Below are 24,562 nucleotides of genomic sequence, written 5' to 3' on the forward strand. Positions count from 1 at the left end.
ATTATTTTCAATTATGGATTAATTGTCCACGAAGCAAACCACATCTGACCAATTGCTCCAGCACCAATTACCTGAAGATAATCTTTTCCGAAAAGGTTAGTTGCTCCAACTTTAATAACTGATTTAAGTTTTGGAAAAGCATAATTAATCTGAGCATCAAGAACTGTGTTTTCAGGAATCATACCATCTCCGAAAGAAGATTGCCATAAGTACTCAGTATTCCATCTCACATTCAAATTAAATCCTAAATTTTCAATCACTTTAGCATTTCCAAGAGAAGCTTTAATTCTGTGTTTTGGTGTATTAAATCCTGCTATGAAACTTGGATCTTCTGATTGATCAAAATCAAATTGTGCGTAGTTATAATTTACCCCTACTTCAAAATCTTTATACACTTTTTTAGACAAACCAACTCCAAAGCCTAATGAAGAAACTTCTGCCGTTGTATTTGTATAAACCTGATAAACTCTTCTGTCTCCAAACGCTAATGCCTGATACGTTTGCTGAACCGCAGGATTAGAAGGATCTGTTCCTACTGTTCCATAATAAGGAGAAATTACTCTCGCTGTATTCATGAAATCATTGTAAATATTATAGTAAGCATTTAAATCGATTGACAAATCATTTTGAACTACTGAACGGTATCCTATCTCAAAAGCCTGAACTTGCTCCGGTTTTACTAAACCAATATTAGCAACCTGAAGATCCCCAGGATTTGCAGAAGCAGCAAAAGCCTGAACAGAAGCTACTGTATATGCATTATGATAAGCATTTTGACCAGACATACCAATAGTCGCAGGCTGACCGGCAATTGTTTGCCCGGCCGCACTTACATTTACAGTCTCTTGGAAACGATCTAAATTTTCAGCCGCAGAACCAATTAAAGCAAATGGACCTAAATCTAAACCAATATACTGATCTTGTGTTGTTGGGTTACGGAAACCTGTTTGATAAGATAATCTGAAGTTATGTCTTTTAGACTCACCTGCAGAATATACAAATGAAACTCTTGGAGAAAGATTACCATCAAAATTCTGGCTTTTATCATAACGTAATGATCCTGTGAATTTCAAACGATCATCCATGAATTTCTTTTGCAATTGTGCGTATGCACCATACTCTTTATACTCAATTGGCCCATCATAATCTGTAAAGATTGTACCTTCTGAATCCATTATATATTTCCTCCAGGAACCACCCACCTGAACTTCTGCCCATTTAATGATATCTCTAAAATTATAATTCACATCAGAATGATATAATTTTGAATGATCAATAAACTTAGCTCCCTGAGTTAAATCAGGATTAGATATTACAGATTTAAGAGCACTGTTAAACTGAGTCGAACCTGGTTCAAATCTTGGAGAACCTGTTGGTTTTGGAATAAAAGAGATAGCAGCTGGTAAAACATTATAATCTGCAAAATTTCTTGCTATTGCAGCAGATTCATTTGCATTTGTTCCCATAACAGCTCCAGAATACTGATAAGCGGTAGCATAATTTGTAAACCATTCCTGATCTGATTTTGCAGCCCTATTTACATTCCAGGCAGCAAATCTCATATCATATGAATTCCCTGCATCCTCATCAGTAGCATACACGCGAGCGAAAAAGTTTTTCCCTTTAACTTCAATTTTTGCTTGCTGCATCATGAAACCATCCAATGAATATCTATTGGCTCCCTGGTAAATTGTACTACCTAAACCAATTTTATATTGTAAAATAACTTCTGTATCATCAGCAAAAGGCTTGATATGGGCAGAGAAATCTGCTTTTATATTTTTAACTTTATTATCTGTTAAATCCTGTTCACGATATCCTGTTCTACTAACCTGACCTACATTCGGAATAAAAGTAGTAACCTCGTCGCCGTAAATATTTAATCCATCATAATTTTGATTCATTGCGTGACCTTCAGAACCTCCAGTCATACTTCTTTTATCGGCAGCAATCCATTCCGATGCTTCCATATAAGTGAAATTCGCTTTTAACGCAAAATGTTTTGTAAACGCTTTTGCTGCTCTAATTCCAAAATCATTATAATCATTTGTTCCTGCAGCATCCTGACTTGTTTGTCCGTATTTATAGTAAACACTTATTCCTTCATTTGTGAAAGGACTTTTACTCGTCATAAACATAATACCGTTAAAAGCATTCGCTCCATATAGTGCAGAAGAAGCTCCTGGCAAAAGCTCTACACTCGCCACATCAATATCAGAAATACCAATTAAGTTACCCAATACGAAGTTTAATGCAGGAGATGAATTATCCATTCCGTCAACCAATTGCATAAAACGCGTATTTGCAACAGTGGCAAAACCACGTGTATTAATAGATTTAAATGAAATACTACTGGTATTAAAATTTACTTCTTTTAAGTTTTCTAAACCATCATAAAAAGTTGCCGCAGTAGTGTTCTTTATTTCCTGAATACCCATTCTTTCAATTGTCACTGGTGATTCAATCACTCTTTCAGGAGTTCTCGAAGCCGAAACCACGATTTCATCTAACTTGGTTTCTTCATCTTTCAGAACCACATCCAGCCTTTGATTTAGCGATGTAACACTAATTGTTTTAGTTTCAAATCCAACTGCCGATACTTTAATTGAAAAAGGTGGTTTTGCAGTAGTGCTTAATTTAAAAGTACCGTCAAAGTCCGTCGAAGTTCCTGTTGAACTTCCAACCACATTTATGTTGGCACCAGGAATAGATTGTTTGTTACTGTCGGTAACAGAACCAGTAATTGTATTCTGCGCAAAGGATACTCCGCAGAAAAACAACATAATTAGCAAATACACTCTCATGTGGGTTAGTTTTTGGTTAGTTTATCTAGCCAAAATACAAATATTTTTGATATTAATAAAAAAACGTTAAAAAAAATTAATATAACGCATCTTTTTTGTTAGTATTTTAACATTTTCACATTGAGTTTTATTAGAGTAACAGCAACAACAGAGCATTTCAAATCTTAAATAGTATGCATACATATAAAATTTAAGAGAAAAAATGAAGATTTAATAAAAATACAGGGGTCAGAAAAAAAATATGGTAATAAAAAAAAGCGAGACATAAATCTCGCTTTTTAACATATTATATAACTGTGACGTTATTCTACAGTAACAGATTTGGCCAAGTTACGTGGCTGATCAACATTACAACCTCTCATTACAGCAATATGGTAAGAAAGTAACTGTAATGGTATCGTAGTAATTAACGGAGACAATGCATCTGAAGTCTCAGGAATCTCAATAACATAATCCGCTAATTCGCGAACCTGAGTATCACCTTTAGTAACAACAGCAATGATTTTTCCGCTTCTTGATTTTATTTCCTGGATGTTACTTACAATTTTATCATAGTGACCTTGTTTAGGCGCAATAACAATAACCGGCATGTGTTCATCAATAAGAGCAATTGGACCATGTTTCATTTCAGCAGCAGGATAACCTTCAGCATGAATATATGATATCTCTTTCAGTTTTAAAGCTCCTTCAAGCGCAACCGGAAAGTTATATCCACGACCTAAATACAGGCAATTTGGTGCATCTTTAAAAGCTGCAGCAATTTCTTTTGCTCTGTCATTTGTTTCTAATGCTTCAGCTACTTTTTCAGGGATTATTTCTAATTCCTGTAAATAAGTATGGAAATCAGTATTTGACAAAGTACCTTTTGCTTTTCCTAATCTTAAAGCAATCATAGTTAAAACTGTGATTTGAGTAGTAAAGGCTTTAGTTGATGCTACTCCAATTTCTGGTCCTGCGTGTGTATAAGCACCAGCATGACTTTCTCTTGAAATAGAAGAACCTACAACATTACAAACTCCAAACACAAAAGCACCATTTTCTTTTGCCAATTTAATAGCAGCCATTGTATCCGCAGTTTCTCCAGATTGAGAAATAGCAATTACAACGTCATCTTTATTAATAATTGGGTTTCTGTATCTAAATTCAGAAGCATATTCAACTTCAACAGGAATACGTGTAAATTCTTCAAAAATATATTCCGCTACTAGTCCTGCATGCCATGAAGTACCACAAGCAACAATCAGAATTCGTTTAGCATTTAAGAATTTTTCAAGATTATCTTCAACACCTGCCATTTGAACAATTCCTTCATTGGCGTGAAGTCTTCCTCTGTAAGTATCTTTTATAACACTAGGTTGCTCGTAGATTTCTTTAAGCATAAAATGGTCATAGCCACCTTTTTCAATTTGCTCCAAATTCATTTGAAGTTCCTGAATATAAGGATCAACTAAAGAGTCATCTTTTATTTTTCTAACTTTAAGAGGTTTGTGCAATCTAATATTTGCCATTTCACCATCTTCAAGATAAATCGCATTTGAAGTGTATTCAATAAAAGGCGAGGCATCAGAAGCTATAAAATATTCTCCTTCACCGACACCAATAGCCAAAGGGCTACCTAGTCTGGCAGCAACAATTTCATTTGGATTTTTTTTATCAAAAACTGCAATAGCATACGCTCCCACAACTTGATTCAACGCAATTTGTACTGCTTTCCCTAATTTTATACCTTCTTTTTTCTGAACTTCTTCAATTAAGTTCACTAAAACTTCAGTATCAGTATCCGATTTAAAAGTATACCCTCTTTTTATTAATTCTTCTTTAAGTGGTGCATAATTTTCTATAATTCCGTTGTGAATAATCACTAATTCACCAGAATTTGAAAGATGCGGATGTGAATTCACATCATTTGGCACCCCATGGGTTGCCCAACGAGTGTGTCCAATCCCAATAGTTCCGTTCGTCGTAAAACCGTCTTTTGCTTTAGCTTCAAGATCCGAAACCTTACCTTTTGTTTTACAAAGTTTAATGCCTGTGTTATCATATAACATAACACCTGCACTATCATATCCTCTGTATTCGAGTCGCTTTAGTCCTTTTATAATAATAGGATACGCCTCTCGATGGCCGATATATCCAACAATTCCACACATATATATTTATTAATTTGGTTTCGTGTAGTAAACTTCAAGTCTCAATCTCTTATCATCTGGCACACTAGCTTTACTTCCGTGTAATATTGTTCCTACCGGACTCATAACTGATCCTCTTGGCGCTTCTGAAATAACGCTGTTTTTTAATTTTAATTTATTTGAAGCTACAATATCAATACTTTCTGTTACCACTAAACCTAATTTCACATTAACGGCTGCAGCATCTTTTATAAGATTTCTGATATGATTTGTGATTCTCACCTTATATGATTTTCCACGTTTAGTAGTAGCGTCCACCTCTAAAAGACCTCCGAAAATATATCGGGTTGCTTTAGAGTCAGTACCTGCAAATCCGCTAGTACCATCAGCATAATCAATTACCGGAACATTATTTGTTAAATCATATAAATAAACCCTTTTTGGCTCGTAGTCTGAATCTTTCATTTTATCAGAATCAACATAAAACACCAAATTTGCTTCATTCACTATCCATTTATTTGTCCTGATTTCAGCTAGCTTCGCTGCAAAATTAAAAAGATCAATAACAGCAAGAGATCCCTGACCGCCTTTTAAGTAAAGACTTTCATCCCCATTAACATTATCCGGATTCTTTATTGCAGTATCGTAAGTGGTGTTTTTAGCATCATTCAATAAACTAACATTCGCTCCAGCTAAATTAACTACAAGCGATTTATCTTCTTTAAGATCTCCATCAGTTGTAATAACAGTTTTAGCTTTATAGTAAATTGTTATTTTACCTTTTGAAAAGTCTAACAGTGCCATATTACTATCTGTTCCAGATTTTTCTACTTTAAAATACAATCCTCTGAAATACTCCTGAAAAGCATCCCCATTTGCAAGCTTTGCGACAGGTGCTTTTAGAACTTTATTTTCAAAAAAAGTTTTGTTTAATTTCAAATGCATTTCAGGCGGAATTCTTGTAACTGTTTTTTTACCCGTTGCAGCATCTGTTGTTAATTGTTTAATCTCCTCAGAACTAAAAAAGAACTGATCATTCTGCAAAACATTTGAATCATCATTTAATCGATCACCCTTTTTAAAACTTTCAAAATCTGCATTTTGATCCGTATAATACAATTGTGCTAATTGCGATCCGTTATCAAAATAAGAAGAACGCATTTGAACTCCAGACTCATAAATACTTAATTTAAGTTTACCTATTGTTGGTCCATAAATAGAGTCCAACTCATAAGTAGTGCTACCATCCGTATTTATACTTTTTGTATGATTAAAATAAGGAACACTTAACATTACGCTATCAACAACTGGCTCTTCACCAATAGTGGGTGCATAATCAACTAATGTAAGCTGAGTAGCGTAATTACCAGTAGTGGTTCCCAAAACAGGATTATCATAAATACCTAAACCATTAATTGCTAATCCATTTGACTGAATTGGAGTCACTTCCTGGTTATAAGCCAAAACATCATATTTTTCAGGCGCTAATTCAAAATGGTTATCTCCGATCAAATCATCACCAATCGCATTAAAATCTTTATCGCAAGAATAGAAAAGAACAACTGTTGCAACTAATAGAATTTTCTTAATAAAAGAAGTATTATACATGTTTAATAATAAAGTTAAAATTTAAAGACCCATACTTTTATAGAAATTTGTATACGCTTCAGCGAATGCATCTTTCGTGGCGAAAGGTAAAAAAGGTTTTCCTGAAGATTCTATAAATTTTGTTAAACTTGGGGATACGTTTTCAGACGCTATAATTACGGCATCCGAATGTAATATACTGGCCTTTAAGATATTTTCGTAATTAGGTATTTCTAAATCAGCAACGGACTCGTGTGGAACACCATCAAATTTCACCTTGTTGATCATTTCCAAATCTAAATTTTCGTCAAAAGATTGTCCGTATACAGACGTTACGATTTTAGTTTCAGAAAACAAAGCTTCATTTTTATAATAATGCTTCATATAAATTGGCAACATAGCCGCCAACCAACCATGAACGTGAATAATGTCCGGAACCCAATTTAATTTTTTTACTGTTTCAACAACTCCTTTTGCAAAAAATATTGCTCTTTCGTCATTATCAGGATATAAAACTCCCTCCTCGTCAGCAAAAGTTGCTTTACGCTTAAAATATTCATCATTATCGATAAAATAAACCTGAATTCTTTCTTTCGGAATTGAAGCTACCTTAATAATCAATGGCATATCTAAGTCATTCACTACCAAATTCATTCCTGAAAGTCTAATCACTTCGTGTAGCTGGTGTCTTCTTTCGTTGATATTTCCATATCTTGGCATGAAAATTCTTATCTGACCTCCCTGATCATTAATCATTTTAGGAACGTCATAAGACATTAAAGAAACCTCATTTTCAGCCAAATAAGGCACGACTTCAGATGATACATATAATATCCTCTTATCTTTCATAATAGTATTTTACTTAATTTTTGGTAATAAAAACGTTGCAAAATTACAAAAATTTATGCAGTTTATAACTAATATATTATGTTTGCACTAAATTTTAATAATACCGCCATGCATATTTTCTACGGTAAAGTAGCTTTGATAGCTTATTTAAAAACTATCAAAACCACAAATTCAACTATCGGATTTGTACCAACAATGGGCGCTTTACACCAAGGGCATCTGGCTTTAATGCAACGATCTCTTAAAGAAAATGACGATACTGTTGTAAGCATTTTCGTAAACCCTACTCAATTTAACAATCCTGAAGATCTTGCAAAATATCCAAGAACACTTGAAGAAGATGTAAAAAAAATGCGAGGTTTAAGTGACAAAATAATTTTATATGCCCCTTCTGTGGAGGATATATATGAAGGACACACTATTTCGCAGGATTTCGATTTTGACGGACTGGAAAATCAAATGGAAGGAAAATTCAGACCCGGCCATTTTAACGGAGTCGGAACCATCGTAAAACGATTATTTGAAATCGTTACCCCAACAAATGCATACTTTGGCGAAAAAGATTTTCAGCAATTACAAATTGTAAAAAAAATGGTCGAGAAAAGCCATTTGCCTGTAAATGTTATTGGCTGTCCAATTTTCAGAGAAGACAATCAATTGGCAATGAGCTCTCGTAATGAGCGTTTAACTCCTGAAGAACGAAAAGAAGCAGCTATTATTTATAAAACATTAACTGAAGCCAAAGAAATATTCAAAACAAAAACTCCGGAAGAAACTATAGAATTTGTTAAAAATTCTTTCGAGGACAATCCACGATTTGAACTTGAATATTTTGTTATTGCTGACGAATCCACATTATTACCTATAGAAAACAAAATTAAAGACAAAAACTATCGTGCCTTTATAGCGGTATTTGTTAATTCTATAAGACTGATTGACACCATTTCATTAAATTAATTTACCTTTGCAGCATGCAAATTCAAGTTATAAAATCTAAAATTCATCGTGTAAAAGTAACTGGAGCTGATTTAAATTACATCGGCAGTATTACTATTGACGAAACATTACTGGAAGCTTCAAATATTATTGAAGGCGAAAAAGTATCTATTGTAAACATCAATAATGGCGAACGTTTTGAAACTTACGCAATTAAGGGAGAAAAAAATTCAGGTGATATTACCCTGAATGGCCCGGCTGCAAGAAAAGTTCAAAAAGACGATATTATCATTATCATTTCATACGCAACCCTTGATTTTGAAGAAGCAAAAACCTTCAAACCGTGGATTATCTTCCCAAATGAAAATGATAATTCGCTAACATAAGTTTTTCTTTTACACCTTATTTCTCTTCTATTTGACAAAATAATTTTGTCAAATACGACTTCTATTGCCTGAAACGAAGTAAATTTCAGACAGAAAACTTCCTTGCTTTTTAAAATCCTAAATAACAAAAAAGCAAATAAATTGTTATATTGCTACACTATTTCAATACTTTTTAATTCACTGAAATGCCCCAACTCATGAAAAAAGTTTATTTGCTACTGATCTTAATTTCTGCTTCTGTATTCTCACAGAAAAAATTTGACAACATTCAATCTGAAAAACTTGGAGAAGAAAGAAGAATAACGATCGGACTTCCCGCTTCTTACGAAGCTAATCCTGAAAAAAAATATCCTGTCCTCTATTTATTAGACGGCGATTATTTGTTTGATCCTTTCTCCGGAGCTATAAGTTACGGCAATTACTGGGGAGATTTACCAGAAATGATAGTCATTGGTGTTCATCAAAATAAAAATGATGAGCGTGAAGACGATACAACAATTGATCAGAATACTGGACTTCCTTTTGAAAAAGGAGCTGAATTTTATGAATTTATAGGTGCTGAATTACTTCCTTATATTGAAAAAAAATACCGAACAGCACCTTTTAGAATTATTGCAGGACATGATGTAACTGCCAGTTTCATTAATTTCTATTTATATAAGGAACAACCTCTTTTTAATGCATACATTTCTTTCAGTCCTGAACTTGCCAATAAAATGGAAGTTAGGGTTCCTGAAAAATTTGCTAAAGTGACTGAGCCTTTATTTTACTATTTATCTGCAGCTGATGGAGACAATAAAAAAATTAAAGAACCTATTGAAAAATTAGACAGCAATATTAAAATTGCTAATAATCCGTTAGTAAATTATAAATATGATTTATTCAAAGGAACAACTCACTACACTCAGGTATTACATGCCATACCAAGCGCTTTATATCAAATTTTTGAAGTTTATAGACCTATAAATTCTGCAGAATACAATGAAAAAATCGCTGTTCTTGAATCAGGTTATGCTGATTATCTGGAGAATAAATATAATGTCATGTCTAAAGTTTTAGGAGTTCAAATTCCGGTAAGAATTAGTGATTTTAAAATTATAGAGACTCTTATATTAAAAAAGAACGCTTACGATGAATTAGGAAAAATGGCTGAAATTGGAAATGTAAATTATCCAAAGGCCATGCTTGGAGAGTATGAATTAGGGTTGATGTATGAAAAAATGGGAGATCCGAAACATGCTTCAAAAAAATATCAAAATGCTTCTCAAATGGAACCAATCGGTGATTTGAACAAGGATGTGATGTATGAGAAAATTGATGAAATGAATACACTTGCAAAAAAAACCAAATAATGTCAAAAGTTAAAACTTCTTTTTTTTGCCAGAATTGTGGAACCCAATATGCCAAATGGCAAGGACAATGCAATGCCTGCAAAGAATGGAATACTATTGCCGAAGAAATCATTCAGAAACAGGAAAAAGTAGCATGGAAAAGTGAACCGACCTCAACCGGTAAAGCACCGCGCCCATTAAAAATCAATGAAATTGATTCGGCTCAGGAAATCCGAATGGACACTACTGATGGTGAATTGAATCGTGTTTTAGGCGGTGGAATTGTTCCTGGCTCTTTGACACTTTTGGGAGGTGAACCGGGAATAGGAAAAAGTACGCTTTTGCTTCAAATTTCATTAAAATTACCCTATAAAACTTTATATGTTTCTGGTGAAGAAAGTCAGAAACAAATAAAAATGCGTGCCGAAAGAATCACGCCAAATAGTGACAATTGTTATATTTTGACAGAAACCAAAACGCAGAATATCTTCAAACAAATTGAAGCCATTCAGCCCGAAATAGTCATTATCGATTCAATTCAGACTTTACATACTGATTATATTGAATCAACTGCCGGAAGCATTTCTCAAATTAGGGAAACAACTGCCGAGCTGATCAAATTTGCTAAAGAAACCAACATTCCGGTTATTTTGATTGGACATATTACAAAAGACGGAAATATCGCCGGGCCAAAAATCCTGGAACATATGGTCGATACCGTTTTGCAGTTTGAAGGCGATCGAAATCACGTTTACCGCATTTTACGCTCCTTAAAAAACCGCTTTGGCTCTACTGCCGAATTGGGAATTTATGAAATGTTAGGAAGCGGTTTGCGAGAAGTTAGTAATCCGTCAGAAATATTGATTTCGCACAAAGATGAAGAAATGTCCGGAACTGCGATTGCCACTACAATGGAAGGCATGCGTCCGTTAATGATCGAAATACAATCGCTTGTAAGTACCGCAGTTTACGGAACCCCACAACGAAGCACTACAGGTTACAACGCAAAAAGACTAAACATGATCTTGGCTGTTTTAGAAAAAAGAGCCGGATTTCGTTTAGGCGCTAAAGATGTTTTCCTGAACATAACGGGTGGAATTTCTGTTGATGATCCTGCAATTGATTTGGCTGTAGTTGCCGCTATTTTATCCTCAAACGAGGATATTCCGGTAACCAAAGGTTTTTGTTTTGCCGGTGAAGTTGGTCTTTCAGGAGAAATTCGTCCTGTAAATCGCGTAGACCAGCGCATTCAGGAAGCTGAAAAATTAGGATTCAATACTATCTTTGTATCCAAATACAATAAAATCGCCTTAAAAAATACCGGTATCAAAATTGAGCTTGTGGCCAAAATTGAAGATGTAGCCAGTATTTTATTTGGTTAATTTTTTATAAACCTACTTTATGAATTTTCCAAAACAAAAAATATATAAAGCACTCTTAATACTTGCCCTGGTATTAGCAGTGCTTTTTTCAGGACTTTACTTTTTTCGTAATTCGCTTCTAAAACAAGCTATTGCCAAAGTAACCCACAAAATGAATGTTGATTATAACAGTACTTTTTCGGTAAAATCGGCCTCGTTTGATGGTTTGTCTACTATTAAATTAACAGATGTTATTCTGGTTCCAAAAAATGCCGATACACTTTTTCATATTCATAAAATAGAAACCAGTATCAGCTTATCCAATTTATTGATTGGTGATGTTCAGGTTGGAACTTTGAAAATCAACAATGGCTATGTTCAATTCGTTAAAAAAGGAAAAGTTCGAAATTTTGATGCTTTCCTGAAAAGAGATAAATCAGAGTCCGATACTAACGAAAAACGCAAATATGCGACTTTTGCCTATCGAATCATTTCGCAATTACTAAATTTGGTTCCGACGGACATGAATTTGGAAAACCTGAATTTCAGAATTGATGATAACGGTAAAAAAGCCTCAATTGCGATTAGTAAACTCGTTTTAGACAATAAACAGCTCGAAACCAATCTTCATGTGCAAAGCAAAGATTTTGATCAGCGCTGGAACATAAAAGGTTTTGCTGATCCAAGAAACAAAAAAGCAGATATCCGATTTTTTAATCTGGATACCGGCGCTATTCGTGTTCCTTATTTGGATGAACGATATAATTTAAAAGCAAGTTTTGATTCTATCCGTTTAAACGTTAAAAATATTGACAAAGACGGAAGTGAATTACACATTGACGGTTATACATCGATTACCAATCTAAAAATCAATCATCCAAAAATTGCCAGTAAAGATGTTGTGATCAAAAATGCCCGTTTTGATTATCGCTTTTTATTGGGAGATGATTTTATTTCGATTGACAGCACTTCAACCATGCAATTGAACAAGATAAAAGTAAAACCATACGTTTCATATAACACAGAAAAAGATACAGTTTATACTTTGAAAGTTACTATTCCGAAAATGAAGGCACAGGATTTTATTGTTTCCTTACCCGACGGATTGTTTACCCATTTTCAGGGAATGGAAGCAACCGGAAATTTCGATTATAAACTGGATTTCAAATTCAATAAAAACAAACCGAATACGCTCGTTTTTGACAGCAAAATGAATAAAGAAGATTTAAGAATCACGAAATACGGAGAAGCCAATCTGAATAAATTAAATGGTGAATTTGTCTACCGCGCCATTATTCAAAATGTTCAACAACGCCCGATTTTGGTTGGAAATGCCAATCCGAATTATACGCCTTTAGATCAGATTTCGCCTTATTTGAGAAAATCGGTTTTGACAACAGAAGATCCTTCTTTCTTTTCGCATCGCGGATTTATAAATGAAGCTTTCAAACAATCGATTCTAAAAAACATCAGAACTAAAAAATTCTCTCGCGGTGCCAGCACAATCAGCATGCAGTTGATTAAAAATGTTTTTCTGACCCGTGAAAAAACGGTTTCGAGAAAGCTGGAAGAAATTTTATTGGTTTATATTTTGGAAAACAACCGTATTGTGAGCAAAGAAAGAATGCTGGAAGTCTATTTCAATATTATCGAATGGGGACCAAATGTGTACGGAATTGGAGAAGCAAGTCATTTTTATTTCCAAAAACCCCCATCAGCATTAAATGTAGATGAATGCTTGTATTTGGCAACGATTATCCCAAAGCCGCGAAAGTTCATGTATCAATTTAATGAACAAGGAAATCTGAAAGATTACGCCATAAAAAACCAGAAGTTTTTAAAGAACTTAATGTTTCGTCGGGGTCTATTAATTCCGGAAGATACAATTGGACAATTACCTGTTTATATCTCTGGAAATGCTCGTTCTTTAATAAAAATTAAGGCTCCGGATTCGACTGTTGTTCCTGTTGATTCTTTAGCGACTGATGATGAATTTGATTTGTAAGAGTTAAAATTTAGAATTTTATGGAAATACTTTTTGTGTTCGGTATTGTTTTTATATTCGTGGGATTGGTTGAATATATTTTTCCTCCAAAAAGCAGAAATCAAAAAGGATATCGTACAAAAAATTCTTTAAGATCTCAAGAACATTGGGATTTTGCACAAAAATATTCCGCAAAAATGATTTTTATTTCTGCGTTATGTTTAATTATAATCTCTTTTATTGGATCGTTTTTCTCTCTTACTGATATTGTAGGTCTTATTGCTTCACTTGCAGTTATTATTGTTTTTATATTATTTGTTAGACAAAAAACAGAAAAAGCAATTAAAAATAAATTTGATTAAACAATTATTTTTACTGGTTGTTCTAAAATAAATTAAAGCCTTAAGAATGTTAAATCATCAAAAGTAAAAATGGAGGAAAACGAAAGTAAAAAGGAAATATATTTCAAAAGAGTTTATGATAACATCAGGAACGATGGCTATCATACAACAGCAATTTTAGAAGAAAAAGACTTTACTCCTTTTGCATATTCAACTGGAATATTTGAAAATTTTAAAATTCCCGAATTATTTATTTCTGGACTTGGTCAAAATCTATCAGGTCAATTAATTAAAAGTTATGCTGACAAATATAAATTCGAAAAAGTTCCATTAAATACAAAAATTGATGATCTAACAGATAGATTTCCAGTTTATTTTATAAATGTTAGCAATGAGGATTTAGAAGAATATGTTCTTACTTCAATAAAATTTTATGAAGATCGTAACTATGAATATCTTCAGTTAGTTTTTCCGGATTTAAATGGAAATTTTCCAAATGAAACTAATTATGATTATGATCAAAAGATAATTGGAAAATTAGAAATCTGATTAATTATTCAAACAAATAAAAAACCCCGAAACTATATTCAGTTATCGGGGTTTTTTATTTTATATTAAATTCTAATTAAGGCGCTGGATCAGGAATGATCGCCTGAACTTTCTCAATCTCATTCAGAATTTCTTTTGATAAAACAATATCAATTGTATCGATGTTCTCTTTTAATTGTTCCAATGTTGTAGCACCAATAATAGCACTTGTTAGAAACGGCTGTTGCAACACAAATCCCATTGCCAGTTCTGTCAATGTTAATCCGTGTTTTTTAGCAATTTCCTGATACAATTTGGTTGCTTGTGTACATTGCTCGCTGGCGTAACGTGTATATTGCGGGAAAAGTTTGATTCTTGCATTTGGATGTTCTTCTCCGGTTAGAAATTTACCAGTTAAAGTTCCAAATCCTAACGGGGAATATCCCAATAAGCCCACGTTTTCATTCATTGAAACTTCGGCAGAACCCACTTCGAAAAGACGGTTTAATAAGTTATATGGATTCTGAATCGTTTTGATTCTTGGCAGGTTTTGATATTTGCTTTCTTCCAGAAAACGCATCATTCCCCAGGCATTCTCATTAGAAACGCCAATATGTTTTATTTTTCCTTCTTTGATTAAGCCATCAAAAGTTTCCAAAACTTCTCTGAAATTATCTTCCCAAGGGTCATTCTGAACTTTAAAAGCACGTTGTCCAAAAGTATTGGTTTTACGTTCCGGCCAATGCATTTGATATAAGTCGATATAATCTGTTTGAAGGCGTTTTAAGCTATTTTCTACGGCATATTTGATACTTGCAGGTGAGAAATCCAGTTTTTCGCGCATATAGCCAAAATTCGCGTTTGGACCAGCAATTTTTGAAGCCAAAACCACTTTTTCTCGGTTTCCTGACTTCTTAAACCAGGTTCCAACGATTTTCTCGGTACTACCGTAGGTCGCTTCACTTGCCGGAACCGAGTACATTTCAGCGGTATCAAAAAAGTTTACACCTCTTTCAAGTGCATAGTCCATTTGCGCGTGGCCTTCTGCTTCTGTATTTTGTTGCCCGAAAGTCATCGTTCCGAGACAGATTTTACTAACTTTTATATCGGTATTGGGTAAAGTTGTGTAGATCATTTTTTTAAGGTTCTAAGGTTCTGAGTCGCTAAGGTGCTAAGTTTTTTTCCTATTGGACAATAAGCTTCAAATATACAACGGGATTTTTCAAATGAAAATGCTACAGAAGTTAAAAAGGACATAAAAAGTAAATTCCAATTTTAAAAATTCCAAATCCCAAATTCCATTATGAAATGCTCTAGGGGAAGCTTGGAATTAAGAATTTTATTGGAATTTCACAAAAAAGGGTTCAAAGCAAAACCTTTGAACCCTTTTTAAAAAACTTAGAATCTTAGTCCCTTAGAACCTTAGTATCTTAGTTAATGCTATTAAGCATCTCAGCAATCTCATCTAATCTTGGTGTTAAGATGATTTCGATTCTGCGGTTTTTAGCTTTTCCTTCCGGAGTTGCGTTACTTGCAAGCGGAGAAAATTCGCTACGACCTGCTGCTGTTAATTTTTGCTTGTTGATTTTAGTGTTTTCACTTAAAATATTTACAATGGCAGTCGCTCTTTTAGTTGATAAATCCCAGTTGTTTGCAATTGGACCTGAACCAGCGTATGGATCGTCATCAGTATGTCCTTCAATTAATACGGAAAGATCCGGATTATCTCCTAATACTTTTCCTAATTCAACAACCGCTTTTCTTCCTTCTACTCCAACAGCCCAGCTTCCTGAATTGAAAAGCAATTTGTTTTCCATAGAAACATAAACTTTTCCGTTTTTTTGTTCAACTGTCAAACCTTTTCCTTCAAAACCGTTTAAGGCTTTAGATAAAGTTTCTTTCAGTTTTTTCATTGCCGCTTCTTTTGCTGCGATCATGGCTTCAAGTTCGTTTAAGCGACTTGCTGTTTTGTCTAAACGGGCCTGTTCTTCGGCTAATTTTTTAGATTTTGCTTCTAATTGCGCTAACAATTCACGGTTTTTAGCCATATTACTTTCTAATGCATCGTTGCTGTTTTTCTCTAATGCATTATAAGAATCCTGTAATACTTTGTATTTTTTTTGTTCTGCAGCCAGATCTGCTTTTTGTTTAGCAAGATCCTCTTTTGTACTTGCTAAATCCTTAGTTAGTTTATCACGATCTAACTCTAACTGATTTTTTGATTTTTGCAATTCAGCATTTTCATCAGCTATTGAACGATTTTCTTTTTTAAGATCTGAATATTTTGATTCAAGATCGTTGTAGATTTTCTTGGATACACATGAAGTCATAGACATAGCTACAACTAGTAACCCGACTGAGGCCTTTTTAATCATTTTACTTACTGTTTTTATTTGGAGAGATTAATATTCTAAACTTCTTATTTAACGGAGGTCCCTAGCCCTGATGGGAACAGCATCCTTTTGTGGCGGAGTTCGGCACAAAAGATATAGTGGACAGCAGGAAATAGCTCCTTGAAATTCCAATAAAAAAATTCCAAATTCCAAACTATTCGATTATATCCATTCTACGTTCGCTTTTCTCTCAACAAGAACAATACCAAATTTTAGTCAATTTCAACTAAAACCGGGCAATGATCTGAGTGAACAGCATCTGGAAGAATTACAGCACGCTTTAATCGATGCTCCATTGAATCGCTTACTAAATTGTAATCGATACGCCAGCCTTTGTTATTTCCACGGGCTCCGGCGCGATAACTCCACCACGAATAATGGTGCGGATCTTTGTTGAAATGACGGAAACTGTCTATAAATCCGGATTTCATGAAACCGTCAAGCCAGGCACGTTCCTGGGGTAAAAACCCTGAAACCGTTTTATTACGAACGGGATCGTGAATATCTATTGCTTCGTGACAAATATTGTAATCACCGCAAATGATCAGATTCGGAATGGTTACTTTTAATTCGTTGATATAGTTTTGAAAGTCATCCATAAACATAAATTTATGATCTAATCTTTCAATATTTGTTCCTGACGGAAGGTATAAACTCATTACAGAACAATCGTCAAAATCGGCTCGAAGGTTACGACCTTCAAAATCCATGTGATGAATTCCGGTTCCGAAAACGACATTGTTGGGTTTTATTTTAGAAAGTATAGCAACACCACTATATCCTTTTTTTGTTGCGGGATAATAATATTGAAACGGATAGCCAGCAGCCGTTATATCGTCGACCGGAATTTGTTCCTGAGTCGCTTTTATTTCCTGAAGGCAAATTACATCAGGGTTCGCCTGCTGCAGCCATTCGATAAAACCTTTAGTTATTGCTGCACGAATTCCGTTAACATTATAAGAAATAATTTTCATCAGTGTATTTTTTTTAGGATTCCAAATGTAATAAAAAAGTGGAAAGTTTGTGTTGGAATCAACGAAAAGTAGAGTTTTTTGTTATCTTTGTTCGCTGCTCTAATAAATTAAAAATAGTACATGGGTTTAGTTACCGCGAAAGAAGTTGCAAAGGCAATAAATGTTGATAAGTACGGAGTTTTCGGTACTTTTTCTGGCTGGATTCTTATGAAGGTTCTTAAGATCTCTACCCTTAATAAAATTTACGATCATAATAAACATTTAGAGGATGTTCCGTTTTTAAACGGGATTTTGGATGAGATGGAGATTAAATTCGAAATTCCTGAAGAAGATTTAAAACGTTTACCTAAAGACGGCGCTTATATTACCATCTCAAATCATCCGCTTGGAGGAATTGATGGTATTTTACTTTTGAAATTAATGTTGGAAAGGGAACCAAATTTCAAAATCATCGCCAACTTCTTATTACACCGAATTGTTCCGCTTAAAAAATACATCATGCCGGTTAATCCTTTTGAAAACCATAAGGATGCCAAATCAAGCGTAGTTGGAATCAAAGAAACTTTACGTCACTTAAGCGATGGAAAACCTTTGGGGATTTTCCCCGCGGGAGAAGTTTCGACTTATAAAGACGGGAAACTAGTTGTTGACAAACCTTGGGAAGAAGGCGCTTTGAAGTTAATTAGGAAAGCAAAAGTTCCTGTAGTTCCGATTTATTTCCATGCCAAAAACAGCAGATTATTTTACTGGCTTTCTAAAATTGATGATACTTTGCGTACTGCAAAATTGCCATCTGAATTATTAACTCAAAGAGATCGTGTCATTAAAGTTCGTATTGGAAAACCTATTTCAGTAAACGAACAAAACGAAATTGAATCGTTTGAAGAGTATTCAGAATTCTTAAGAAAGAAAACATATATGCTTGCCAATCCTTTTGAAAAGGACAGCAAATTATTAGATACAGCGAGTTTAAAAATACCAAAAGCACCAAAAAAAATCGTAACGCCGGCAAGCGAATCGAAAATGATTGACGAAGTAAATGCCTTAAGAAACAGTGATTGTCGTTTGTTGCAAAGCAAAAATTACGAGGTATTTTTCGCCAGAGCAAAATCAATTCCAAATATCTTACATGAAATTGGTCGTTTACGCGAAATTACTTTTCGTGAAGTTGGCGAAGGAACCAATGAATCTATCGATTTAGATAAATTTGACCAATATTATCACCATATGTTTTTATGGGATGATGAAACCAAGAAAATTGCAGGTGCCTACCGTATGGGATTGGGTTCTGAAATTTACCCAAAATACGGAATTGAGGGGTTTTATTTAAATGATCTTTTTAGATTCGAGCCAGAATTGCACGATATGATGCACAAATCCATCGAAATGGGCCGTGCATTTATTGTAAAAGAATACCAGCAAAAACCAATGCCTTTGTTCTTGTTATGGAAAGGAATTATTCATACCACACTACGTTATCCGGAACACAAATTCTTATTAGGCGGTGTGAGCATCAGTAATCAATTTTCAGACTTCTCAAAATCACTGATGATTGAGTTCATGAAGTCCAATTATTACGATCCTTACATTGCACAATATATTCATCCGAAGAAAGCTTATAAAGTAAAACTGAAAGATGCTGACAAAGATTTTATTTTTGATGAAGCTGAATCAGACTTAAACAAATTTGATAAAATCATTGATGAGTTAGAACCAGGAAATTTACGCTTGCCTGTTTTAATTAAAAAGTACATCAAGCAAAATGCCCGTGTGGTAGCTTTCAACGTCGATCCTTTATTCAACAATGCTATTGACGGTTTAATGTACATCAGAATCGCAGATATTCCTGAGAGCACTATGAAACCTGTTATTGAAGAATTTCAAATAGAATTAGAACGCAAATTATCTGAAAAAGAAGATTAATTGCAAATCAATATAAAAAGAAAATCCCGTTAGAATACTAACGGGATTTTTTATGTTTTAGAACCAAGGTTTTCTACCAACCTGATACGTCTGGTAAAACTCTTCGTCGGTTTTTGTCAGGTAAATAATCCCTTCTATAAGTCCTATTAAACTACCTAGTCCGCATAAAAGATTAAGAAGTATTTGAATTATTCCTTCTTTGGTGTAACCTAAATAGAATTTATGAATTCCTAAAGCTCCAAGTAATATTCCAAAAATTCCAGCAACAACTTTTTTATTTTCTGGTTTGGCAGTTCCAAACTCTGATTGCGTATTTTCCATAATCCTTATTAAATTTAAATCAATTACTATTAAAAAGAAAAATTTCCATCCGCCATTGCAGATGGGATTTTTTATGCTTTAGAACCAGCCTTTTTTTCCAACCTGATAAGTCTGATAAAACTCTTCGTCTGTTTTCGTCAGGTAAATAATTCCCTCAATGAAACCTATTAAACTTCCAATTCCACAAGTAACCAAAGTGATTACTAACTGAATGATCCCTTCTTGTGTGTATCCCAGGATGAATTTATGTATTCCAAATCCTCCTAATAAAATGCCTAGAACTCCGGCAACAACTTTTTTATTCTCTTGTGTTGGAGTTGATGGTGTATTCCAAGCTTCTGGTTTTGTATTTTCCATTTTACTTATTTTTAATTATTGCAATTCAACGTTTCCGATTTCATTAATTTCTTCAATTTCGTTTTTTGGATCATTTCCATAATAGTTTTCACCCGAATCTCCTTCTGTGAATAACAATACCAAAATCCAAATTGGACCTACTAATGGAATCATAGCCACCAAAATAGTCCAGCCACTTTTACCAATATCATGCATTCTTCGAACTGAAACTGCTAAAGATGGAATCATTGTACCTAGTGCATAAAGCATAAGTAAACCGTAAGCTAAACCAAGAGCCAAAGGGCCATTATCTGTAGCCGCGTATATAATAACTCCTAAAACAACAAACAATAAAAAGATAATTGTACTAGCCAAACGGAAATACCAATATTCACTTCTTCTGGCCCTTCCTTTGAAGTTTCCATAGTTTTCAAAAACAACTTTTTTGTACCATTCAATCATAATTAATAAAATTAGTTAGTTAAACCCTACTCTTTTTAGGATTTTCGGCCGCTCCTCTCTAAAAATTTTGTTAAAAATTTTCCGAACAATATTAGAAAAAAATAATCTTAAAAACTAATTCCGAATGTTACTTTTAAAGAAAAGACTTGTTATTAAAAACTAAATTCATTTTACAGAACGAATACAACTTCTTAAGTCCTAGCTACATTGGCTTATTGAGTATAAACTGCTTTTATTTTATCTACAATAACCTGCGCCAAACGTTCATGACTTTCAAAAGTCCAGCCTGCAATGTGTGGTGTTAGTAAAACATTTTTAGCTTCTAATAAATATTGAAAAGCTTCAGGCGTATTTTTATCCTGAAAAAGTGTTTCGAAAGATAATTTCTCATACTCCAAAACATCCAAACCTGCTCCCAGAATCTTTTTAGACTTCATAGCTTCAACCAAATCTGCTGTAACGATATTTTTACCACGAGAGGTATTAATGATCCAAAATGGCTTTGCAAATGCATTTATAAAATTGGCATTTACCATTTTGTCCGTTTCTGGTGTCCAAGGAAGATGTAAACTCAGAACATCGGTTCTTTTTTGTAATTCAGCTAAAGAAACTTGTTTAGCATTTTGGTCGCCTACATTTTCCAAAATATCATAACACAAAACTTCGACATCAAAACCGCGGAGTTTTTTGGCAAAAGCTTTTCCCATATTCCCATAACCAATAATCCCGACAGTTTTTCCGTCAAGTTCATGGCCGCGATTGCTTTCACGATTCCAGTGTCCGGCTCTTATTTCGGCGTCAGCCTGATTTAAATTATTGAAAAGGGATAAAATTACACCCAGAGAATGTTCTGCAACAGCGTTGCGATTACCTTCCGGAGCAGCAATCAATTGAATCCCTTTTGCCTCGGCATAATCACAATCGATACTTTCTAAACCCGCACCAACTCTGGCAATAAACTGTAAATTGGCTCCTTTATCTAAAAACGTTTTATCAATTTTAAAACGGCTTCGAATAACGATTCCGTTATAATCCTGAATTTTCGCTTCGATTTCTTCCTTTGAAGATTTAAAATCGGCGTGGTTCTCAAAACCGGCTTCTTCAAGTTGTTGCCACAGAATTGGATTGTTGCTGTCGATATGTAGAATTTTTACACTCATGTCTAAAATTTTATTATGCTAATGAAAAACAAAAATACAGCTTATTTTATTTTAATCTCGCAAAGCAGAGGCGCAAAGAAAAGTGACTTAAGAAAAACTAAACTTTGTGGCTTAGCGCCTTTGCAAGAATAATTAAAAGCAAACCTTAAAAAGTCTTAACCTTTATCGGAATTTTTTATTGCCTATATTTTTTTTAACTTTGAAAATAACTCTGCTGAGAATTCTACTTGACATTCATCTTCAAATCAGCTTAAAATTCTCACCAATGAAATTGACTAAAACTTTTAAATCCTTTTTTGCTAACGAAAAATCGGGAGGGCTGTTATTGCTTTTTGTTACTATAATCTCGCTTTACCTTGCCAATTCCTCTTTTCATAATGAGTATATAGCTTTTTGGGAAAAAGATTTAGGTGAACATTCCATTACACACTGGATCAATGACGGATTGATGACGATTTTCTTTTTGTTGATTGGTTTAGAATTGGAGCGTGAAATTTATCATGGAGAATTATCCAGCATAAAAAATGCTTCTTTACCTTTAATGGCCGCTTTAGGTGGAATGCTGGTTCCTGCGGGAATATTTTTGGCCTTAAATTATGGAACTGCAACACAAAACGGAGCGGGAATTCCAATGGCGACCGATATTGCATTTGCGATTGGAATTTTGTCATTATTAGGAAATAAAGTTCCTGCTTCTTTAAAAGTATTTCTAACTGCACTTGCAGTTATTGACGATTTAGGCGCTATAATTGTGATTGCTATATTTTACACAAGCTCTATTTCTTTTATAAATCTTGGTATTGCCTTAGCTATTTGGGTATTCTTATTCATCTTAAACAGAAAACAAGTTCATAACCTGATTCCGTATTTAGTTGGTGGTGTCTTTATGTGGTATTTTATGCTGAATTCTGGTGTTCATGCCACTATTACAGGAGTCATTCTGGCATTTGTGATTCCGTTTGGAGACGGCGGCGAAAAATCAGTTTCGTATAAATTACAACACTTCTTACATAAACCTGTTGCTTTCCTGATTTTACCCTTATTTGCCATTGCCAATACGTGTATTGCCATAAAATCTGATTGGCATCAGGGTCTGAATCATCCCAATACGTTCGGAATTATTTTAGGATTGGTTATCGGAAAGCCTTTGGGAATACTACTTTTTTCATTTTTAGGAGTAAGCGCCGGCCTTTGCGCTTTGCCAAAGAAATTAAAGTGGACGCATATTTTGGGTGCCGGAATGTTGGGCGGAATTGGTTTTACAATGTCAATTTTCATAACTATTTTGGCTTTCAAAGATCCCGAAACCATTGTTTTTTCTAAAATTGCTATTTTGATTGCTTCTGTACTTTCCGGAGTTTTCGGATTTGTTTATTTGAAATATGTTTTGAAGAAGAAAGTTTAAATTTTCAATATAGAAAAACCCCAAATTCCAACATCACATCATAACTAACTTTAAAACTTATTATTATGATTGCAAGAATCTGGCACGGAAAAACGAAACTTGAGGATTATGAAACTTATACAGATTTCATCATAAAGACCGCTATTCCCGATTATTCAAAAACGGCTGGTTTTATAAAATTATCTTTTTTGAGAAACATCAAAAACAACGAAGGTCATTTTACTTTGATTACCTATTGGGAGAATCTGGAGGTAATTAAAAATTTTGCCGGAGAAGATTTTGAAAAAGCGAAATATTACCCTGAGGATGTTCATTTTCTTTTAGAATTTGAAGAGAAAGTCGAGCATTTTGAGGTTTTTAGCTGATTAAAATTCCAATTATTCGCAAACTTGTCATCCTGATGGAGGAAGGACCACACAAGAAATTCCGCATAGTTATTCTCCAATCTTTGGCGAGTTACGTGTATGGTCCTTCCTCCATCAGGATGACAAAACTTTGTGTAAAACAAAAAATTCCAAATCCTAAGCCTAAGCATTGGATTTGGAATTTTTTATATTGGAATTTTAAGTTTATCCTTTTATCTGCTTCAAAGAAGTTTTAATCCCTTTTATTAAAGATGAACTGAAACCATTATGCTCCATTTCATTCAAACCAACGATTGTACATCCCTGGGGCGTCGTTACACGATCAATTAATTGTTCCGGATGCACTTTTTCCTCTAGCAACATTTTTGCGGCTCCTTTTACGGTTTGTGCTGCAATTGCCAAAGCCGTTTGAGAATCAAAACCAATTTCGATTCCCGCTTGCATTGAAGCACGGATATATCTTAGCGCATAAGCTGTTCCACACGCACCTAAAACAGTTGCGGCATCCATTAATTTTTCGTCAATAACCGGAGCCGTTCCTAAATCCTGAAATAAATCTACAATTGGCAATGCTTTCTCTCTGTCCTTTTCAGGAAAAGAAATACAAGTCGCGGACTCGCCAAACTGCGCCGCAATATTCGGCATGATTCGAATTACCGGATATTCATTATTTGTTTTGGATTGAAGCACATCTAAAGATAATCCGCTTACTGCAGAAGCAATCGTTTTTCCTTTGATTACTGGTAAAATTTCTGCTAAAACAGTATCAACCTGATACGGTTTAATGGTTAAAATTACCACATCAGCTTCCTGAATATTGTGTTTATTATCATTAGAAACCGTAATTCCGTATTCAGATAAATATAGAATACTGGCCGTGTTTCTTCTTGTTACTGTAACCTGGTTGTTTTTGGAGAATTTAGCAATTCCCAAGGCAATAGAAACCCCTAAATTCCCTCCTCCAATTATATGTACTTTCATTGCTTA

22 protein-coding genes are annotated in these 24,562 nt (G+C 34.2%); 10 read left to right on the forward strand and 12 right to left on the reverse strand.

The window, feature by feature from the left end; all coding sequences use genetic code 11:
- Positions 1-11: 11 nt before the first annotated feature.
- The 4 genes from AC6CH4_RS21025 to AC6CH4_RS21040 all read right to left on the reverse strand — a co-directional run bounded on the left by AC6CH4_RS21025 (position 12) and on the right by AC6CH4_RS21040 (position 7,369).
- Positions 12-2,804, reverse strand: coding sequence for a TonB-dependent receptor (locus tag AC6CH4_RS21025; RefSeq protein WP_498106453.1), 2,793 nt, complete (start codon positions 2,802-2,804; stop codon positions 12-14).
- Positions 2,805-3,106: 302 nt separating this feature from the next.
- Positions 3,107-4,954 carry a glutamine--fructose-6-phosphate transaminase (isomerizing) gene (gene glmS / locus AC6CH4_RS21030; protein ID WP_498106455.1) on the reverse strand — a complete coding sequence of 616 codons (1,848 nt, stop codon included), beginning with the start codon at positions 4,952-4,954 and terminating at the stop codon, positions 3,107-3,109.
- 9 nt (positions 4,955-4,963) lie between these two features.
- The gene (gene bamH, locus AC6CH4_RS21035) at positions 4,964-6,541 is read right to left on the reverse strand and encodes a BamH family beta-barrel-assembly machinery protein (RefSeq protein WP_498106457.1); all 1,578 of its coding nucleotides are present in this window, start codon (positions 6,539-6,541) and stop codon (positions 4,964-4,966) included.
- Positions 6,542-6,562: 21 nt separating this feature from the next.
- The gene (locus AC6CH4_RS21040) at positions 6,563-7,369 is read right to left on the reverse strand and encodes a glycogen/starch synthase (RefSeq protein ID WP_056188595.1); all 807 of its coding nucleotides are present in this window, start codon (positions 7,367-7,369) and stop codon (positions 6,563-6,565) included.
- 78 nt (positions 7,370-7,447) lie between these two features.
- On the opposite strand from AC6CH4_RS21040, the gene panC reads away from it, so the two are divergent.
- From panC to AC6CH4_RS21075, 7 genes are all read left to right on the forward strand, one after another.
- On the forward strand, positions 7,448-8,326 hold the full coding sequence (gene panC / locus AC6CH4_RS21045) for a pantoate--beta-alanine ligase (RefSeq protein ID WP_498106459.1): 879 nt from the start codon (positions 7,448-7,450) through the stop codon (positions 8,324-8,326).
- Between the two features lie 14 nt (positions 8,327-8,340).
- Positions 8,341-8,691 (forward strand): aspartate 1-decarboxylase, encoded by a 351-nt coding sequence (gene panD / locus AC6CH4_RS21050; RefSeq protein ID WP_026984155.1) that lies wholly within the window; start codon positions 8,341-8,343, stop codon positions 8,689-8,691.
- Between the two features lie 197 nt (positions 8,692-8,888).
- On the forward strand, positions 8,889-10,043 hold the full coding sequence (locus AC6CH4_RS21055) for an alpha/beta hydrolase (protein ID WP_498106461.1): 1,155 nt from the start codon (positions 8,889-8,891) through the stop codon (positions 10,041-10,043).
- Complete coding sequence (gene radA, locus AC6CH4_RS21060) at positions 10,043-11,404, forward strand: DNA repair protein RadA (RefSeq protein WP_498106463.1); 1,362 nt, start codon at positions 10,043-10,045, stop codon at positions 11,402-11,404. The genes AC6CH4_RS21055 and radA overlap by 1 nt, the downstream gene beginning before the upstream one ends.
- 19 nt (positions 11,405-11,423) lie before the next feature.
- Positions 11,424-13,388 (forward strand): transglycosylase domain-containing protein, encoded by a 1,965-nt coding sequence (locus AC6CH4_RS21065; RefSeq protein ID WP_498106465.1) that lies wholly within the window; start codon positions 11,424-11,426, stop codon positions 13,386-13,388.
- A gap of 20 nt (positions 13,389-13,408) precedes the next feature.
- Positions 13,409-13,729 (forward strand): SdpI family protein, encoded by a 321-nt coding sequence (locus AC6CH4_RS21070; protein WP_498106467.1) that lies wholly within the window; start codon positions 13,409-13,411, stop codon positions 13,727-13,729.
- A 69-nt stretch (positions 13,730-13,798) separates the two neighbouring features.
- Positions 13,799-14,257: a DUF4262 domain-containing protein gene (locus tag AC6CH4_RS21075; RefSeq protein ID WP_498106469.1), complete on the forward strand. Its 459-nt coding sequence runs from the start codon at positions 13,799-13,801 to the stop codon at positions 14,255-14,257.
- Positions 14,258-14,333: 76 nt separating this feature from the next.
- Here AC6CH4_RS21075 and AC6CH4_RS21080 read toward each other — a convergent pair whose 3' ends face one another.
- From AC6CH4_RS21080 to AC6CH4_RS21090, 3 genes are all read right to left on the reverse strand, one after another.
- Positions 14,334-15,371, reverse strand: coding sequence for an aldo/keto reductase (locus tag AC6CH4_RS21080; RefSeq protein WP_498106471.1), 1,038 nt, complete (start codon positions 15,369-15,371; stop codon positions 14,334-14,336).
- 295 nt (positions 15,372-15,666) lie between these two features.
- Positions 15,667-16,611: an OmpA/MotB family protein gene (locus AC6CH4_RS21085; protein WP_498106473.1), complete on the reverse strand. Its 945-nt coding sequence runs from the start codon at positions 16,609-16,611 to the stop codon at positions 15,667-15,669.
- 230 nt (positions 16,612-16,841) lie between these two features.
- Entirely contained in the window at positions 16,842-17,603 is a 762-nt protein-coding gene (locus AC6CH4_RS21090; RefSeq protein ID WP_498106475.1) for an exodeoxyribonuclease III, read from the reverse strand.
- A gap of 120 nt (positions 17,604-17,723) precedes the next feature.
- Between AC6CH4_RS21090 and AC6CH4_RS21095 the strand changes: the two genes are divergently transcribed.
- Positions 17,724-19,526: a GNAT family N-acyltransferase gene (locus tag AC6CH4_RS21095; RefSeq protein WP_498106477.1), complete on the forward strand. Its 1,803-nt coding sequence runs from the start codon at positions 17,724-17,726 to the stop codon at positions 19,524-19,526.
- Positions 19,527-19,583: 57 nt separating this feature from the next.
- On the opposite strand, the gene AC6CH4_RS21100 is transcribed toward AC6CH4_RS21095, so the two are convergent.
- From AC6CH4_RS21100 to AC6CH4_RS21115, 4 genes are all read right to left on the reverse strand, one after another.
- The gene (locus AC6CH4_RS21100; protein WP_498106479.1) at positions 19,584-19,847 is read right to left on the reverse strand and encodes a TM2 domain-containing protein; all 264 of its coding nucleotides are present in this window, start codon (positions 19,845-19,847) and stop codon (positions 19,584-19,586) included.
- A gap of 78 nt (positions 19,848-19,925) precedes the next feature.
- On the reverse strand, positions 19,926-20,204 hold the full coding sequence (locus AC6CH4_RS21105) for a TM2 domain-containing protein (protein ID WP_192186679.1): 279 nt from the start codon (positions 20,202-20,204) through the stop codon (positions 19,926-19,928).
- Between the two features lie 15 nt (positions 20,205-20,219).
- Complete coding sequence (locus AC6CH4_RS21110) at positions 20,220-20,645, reverse strand: DUF805 domain-containing protein (RefSeq protein WP_498106481.1); 426 nt, start codon at positions 20,643-20,645, stop codon at positions 20,220-20,222.
- Positions 20,646-20,857: 212 nt separating this feature from the next.
- Entirely contained in the window at positions 20,858-21,805 is a 948-nt protein-coding gene (locus AC6CH4_RS21115; RefSeq protein WP_498106483.1) for a 2-hydroxyacid dehydrogenase, read from the reverse strand.
- A gap of 265 nt (positions 21,806-22,070) precedes the next feature.
- Between AC6CH4_RS21115 and nhaA the strand changes: the two genes are divergently transcribed.
- Together nhaA and AC6CH4_RS21125 are read left to right on the forward strand one after the other, a co-directional pair.
- A complete protein-coding gene (gene nhaA, locus AC6CH4_RS21120) occupies positions 22,071-23,210 on the forward strand; it encodes a Na+/H+ antiporter NhaA (protein ID WP_498106485.1) in 1,140 nt (379 codons plus the stop codon).
- Positions 23,211-23,275: 65 nt separating this feature from the next.
- Positions 23,276-23,575, forward strand: a complete 300-nt coding sequence (locus tag AC6CH4_RS21125; RefSeq protein WP_498106487.1) for an antibiotic biosynthesis monooxygenase family protein — start codon at positions 23,276-23,278, stop codon at positions 23,573-23,575.
- 204 nt (positions 23,576-23,779) lie between these two features.
- Here the strand turns inward: AC6CH4_RS21125 and proC are convergent, their stop codons facing one another.
- Positions 23,780-24,556 (reverse strand): pyrroline-5-carboxylate reductase, encoded by a 777-nt coding sequence (proC, locus tag AC6CH4_RS21130; protein ID WP_498106489.1) that lies wholly within the window; start codon positions 24,554-24,556, stop codon positions 23,780-23,782.
- Positions 24,557-24,562 lie beyond the last annotated feature (6 nt).

This window comes from Flavobacterium sp. GQ95 (assembly GCF_059758655.1).

Coding starts and splice junctions, on each gene's coding strand:
- AC6CH4_RS21025 (WP_498106453.1), bottom strand. CDS start 2,804: ATGAGAGTGTATTTGCTAATTATGTTGTTTTTCTGCGGAGTATCCTTT.
- glmS (WP_498106455.1), bottom strand. CDS start 4,954: ATGTGTGGAATTGTTGGATATATCGGCCATCGAGAGGCGTATCCTATT.
- bamH (WP_498106457.1), bottom strand. CDS start 6,541: ATGTATAATACTTCTTTTATTAAGAAAATTCTATTAGTTGCAACAGTT.
- AC6CH4_RS21040 (WP_056188595.1), bottom strand. CDS start 7,369: ATGAAAGATAAGAGGATATTATATGTATCATCTGAAGTCGTGCCTTAT.
- panC (WP_498106459.1), top strand. CDS start 7,448: ATGTTTGCACTAAATTTTAATAATACCGCCATGCATATTTTCTACGGT.
- panD (WP_026984155.1), top strand. CDS start 8,341: ATGCAAATTCAAGTTATAAAATCTAAAATTCATCGTGTAAAAGTAACT.
- AC6CH4_RS21055 (WP_498106461.1), top strand. CDS start 8,889: ATGAAAAAAGTTTATTTGCTACTGATCTTAATTTCTGCTTCTGTATTC.
- radA (WP_498106463.1), top strand. CDS start 10,043: ATGTCAAAAGTTAAAACTTCTTTTTTTTGCCAGAATTGTGGAACCCAA.
- AC6CH4_RS21065 (WP_498106465.1), top strand. CDS start 11,424: ATGAATTTTCCAAAACAAAAAATATATAAAGCACTCTTAATACTTGCC.
- AC6CH4_RS21070 (WP_498106467.1), top strand. CDS start 13,409: ATGGAAATACTTTTTGTGTTCGGTATTGTTTTTATATTCGTGGGATTG.
- AC6CH4_RS21075 (WP_498106469.1), top strand. CDS start 13,799: ATGGAGGAAAACGAAAGTAAAAAGGAAATATATTTCAAAAGAGTTTAT.
- AC6CH4_RS21080 (WP_498106471.1), bottom strand. CDS start 15,371: ATGATCTACACAACTTTACCCAATACCGATATAAAAGTTAGTAAAATC.
- AC6CH4_RS21085 (WP_498106473.1), bottom strand. CDS start 16,611: ATGATTAAAAAGGCCTCAGTCGGGTTACTAGTTGTAGCTATGTCTATG.
- AC6CH4_RS21090 (WP_498106475.1), bottom strand. CDS start 17,603: ATGAAAATTATTTCTTATAATGTTAACGGAATTCGTGCAGCAATAACT.
- AC6CH4_RS21095 (WP_498106477.1), top strand. CDS start 17,724: ATGGGTTTAGTTACCGCGAAAGAAGTTGCAAAGGCAATAAATGTTGAT.
- AC6CH4_RS21100 (WP_498106479.1), bottom strand. CDS start 19,847: ATGGAAAATACGCAATCAGAGTTTGGAACTGCCAAACCAGAAAATAAA.
- AC6CH4_RS21105 (WP_192186679.1), bottom strand. CDS start 20,204: ATGGAAAATACAAAACCAGAAGCTTGGAATACACCATCAACTCCAACA.
- AC6CH4_RS21110 (WP_498106481.1), bottom strand. CDS start 20,645: ATGATTGAATGGTACAAAAAAGTTGTTTTTGAAAACTATGGAAACTTC.
- AC6CH4_RS21115 (WP_498106483.1), bottom strand. CDS start 21,805: ATGAGTGTAAAAATTCTACATATCGACAGCAACAATCCAATTCTGTGG.
- nhaA (WP_498106485.1), top strand. CDS start 22,071: ATGAAATTGACTAAAACTTTTAAATCCTTTTTTGCTAACGAAAAATCG.
- AC6CH4_RS21125 (WP_498106487.1), top strand. CDS start 23,276: ATGATTGCAAGAATCTGGCACGGAAAAACGAAACTTGAGGATTATGAA.
- proC (WP_498106489.1), bottom strand. CDS start 24,556: ATGAAAGTACATATAATTGGAGGAGGGAATTTAGGGGTTTCTATTGCC.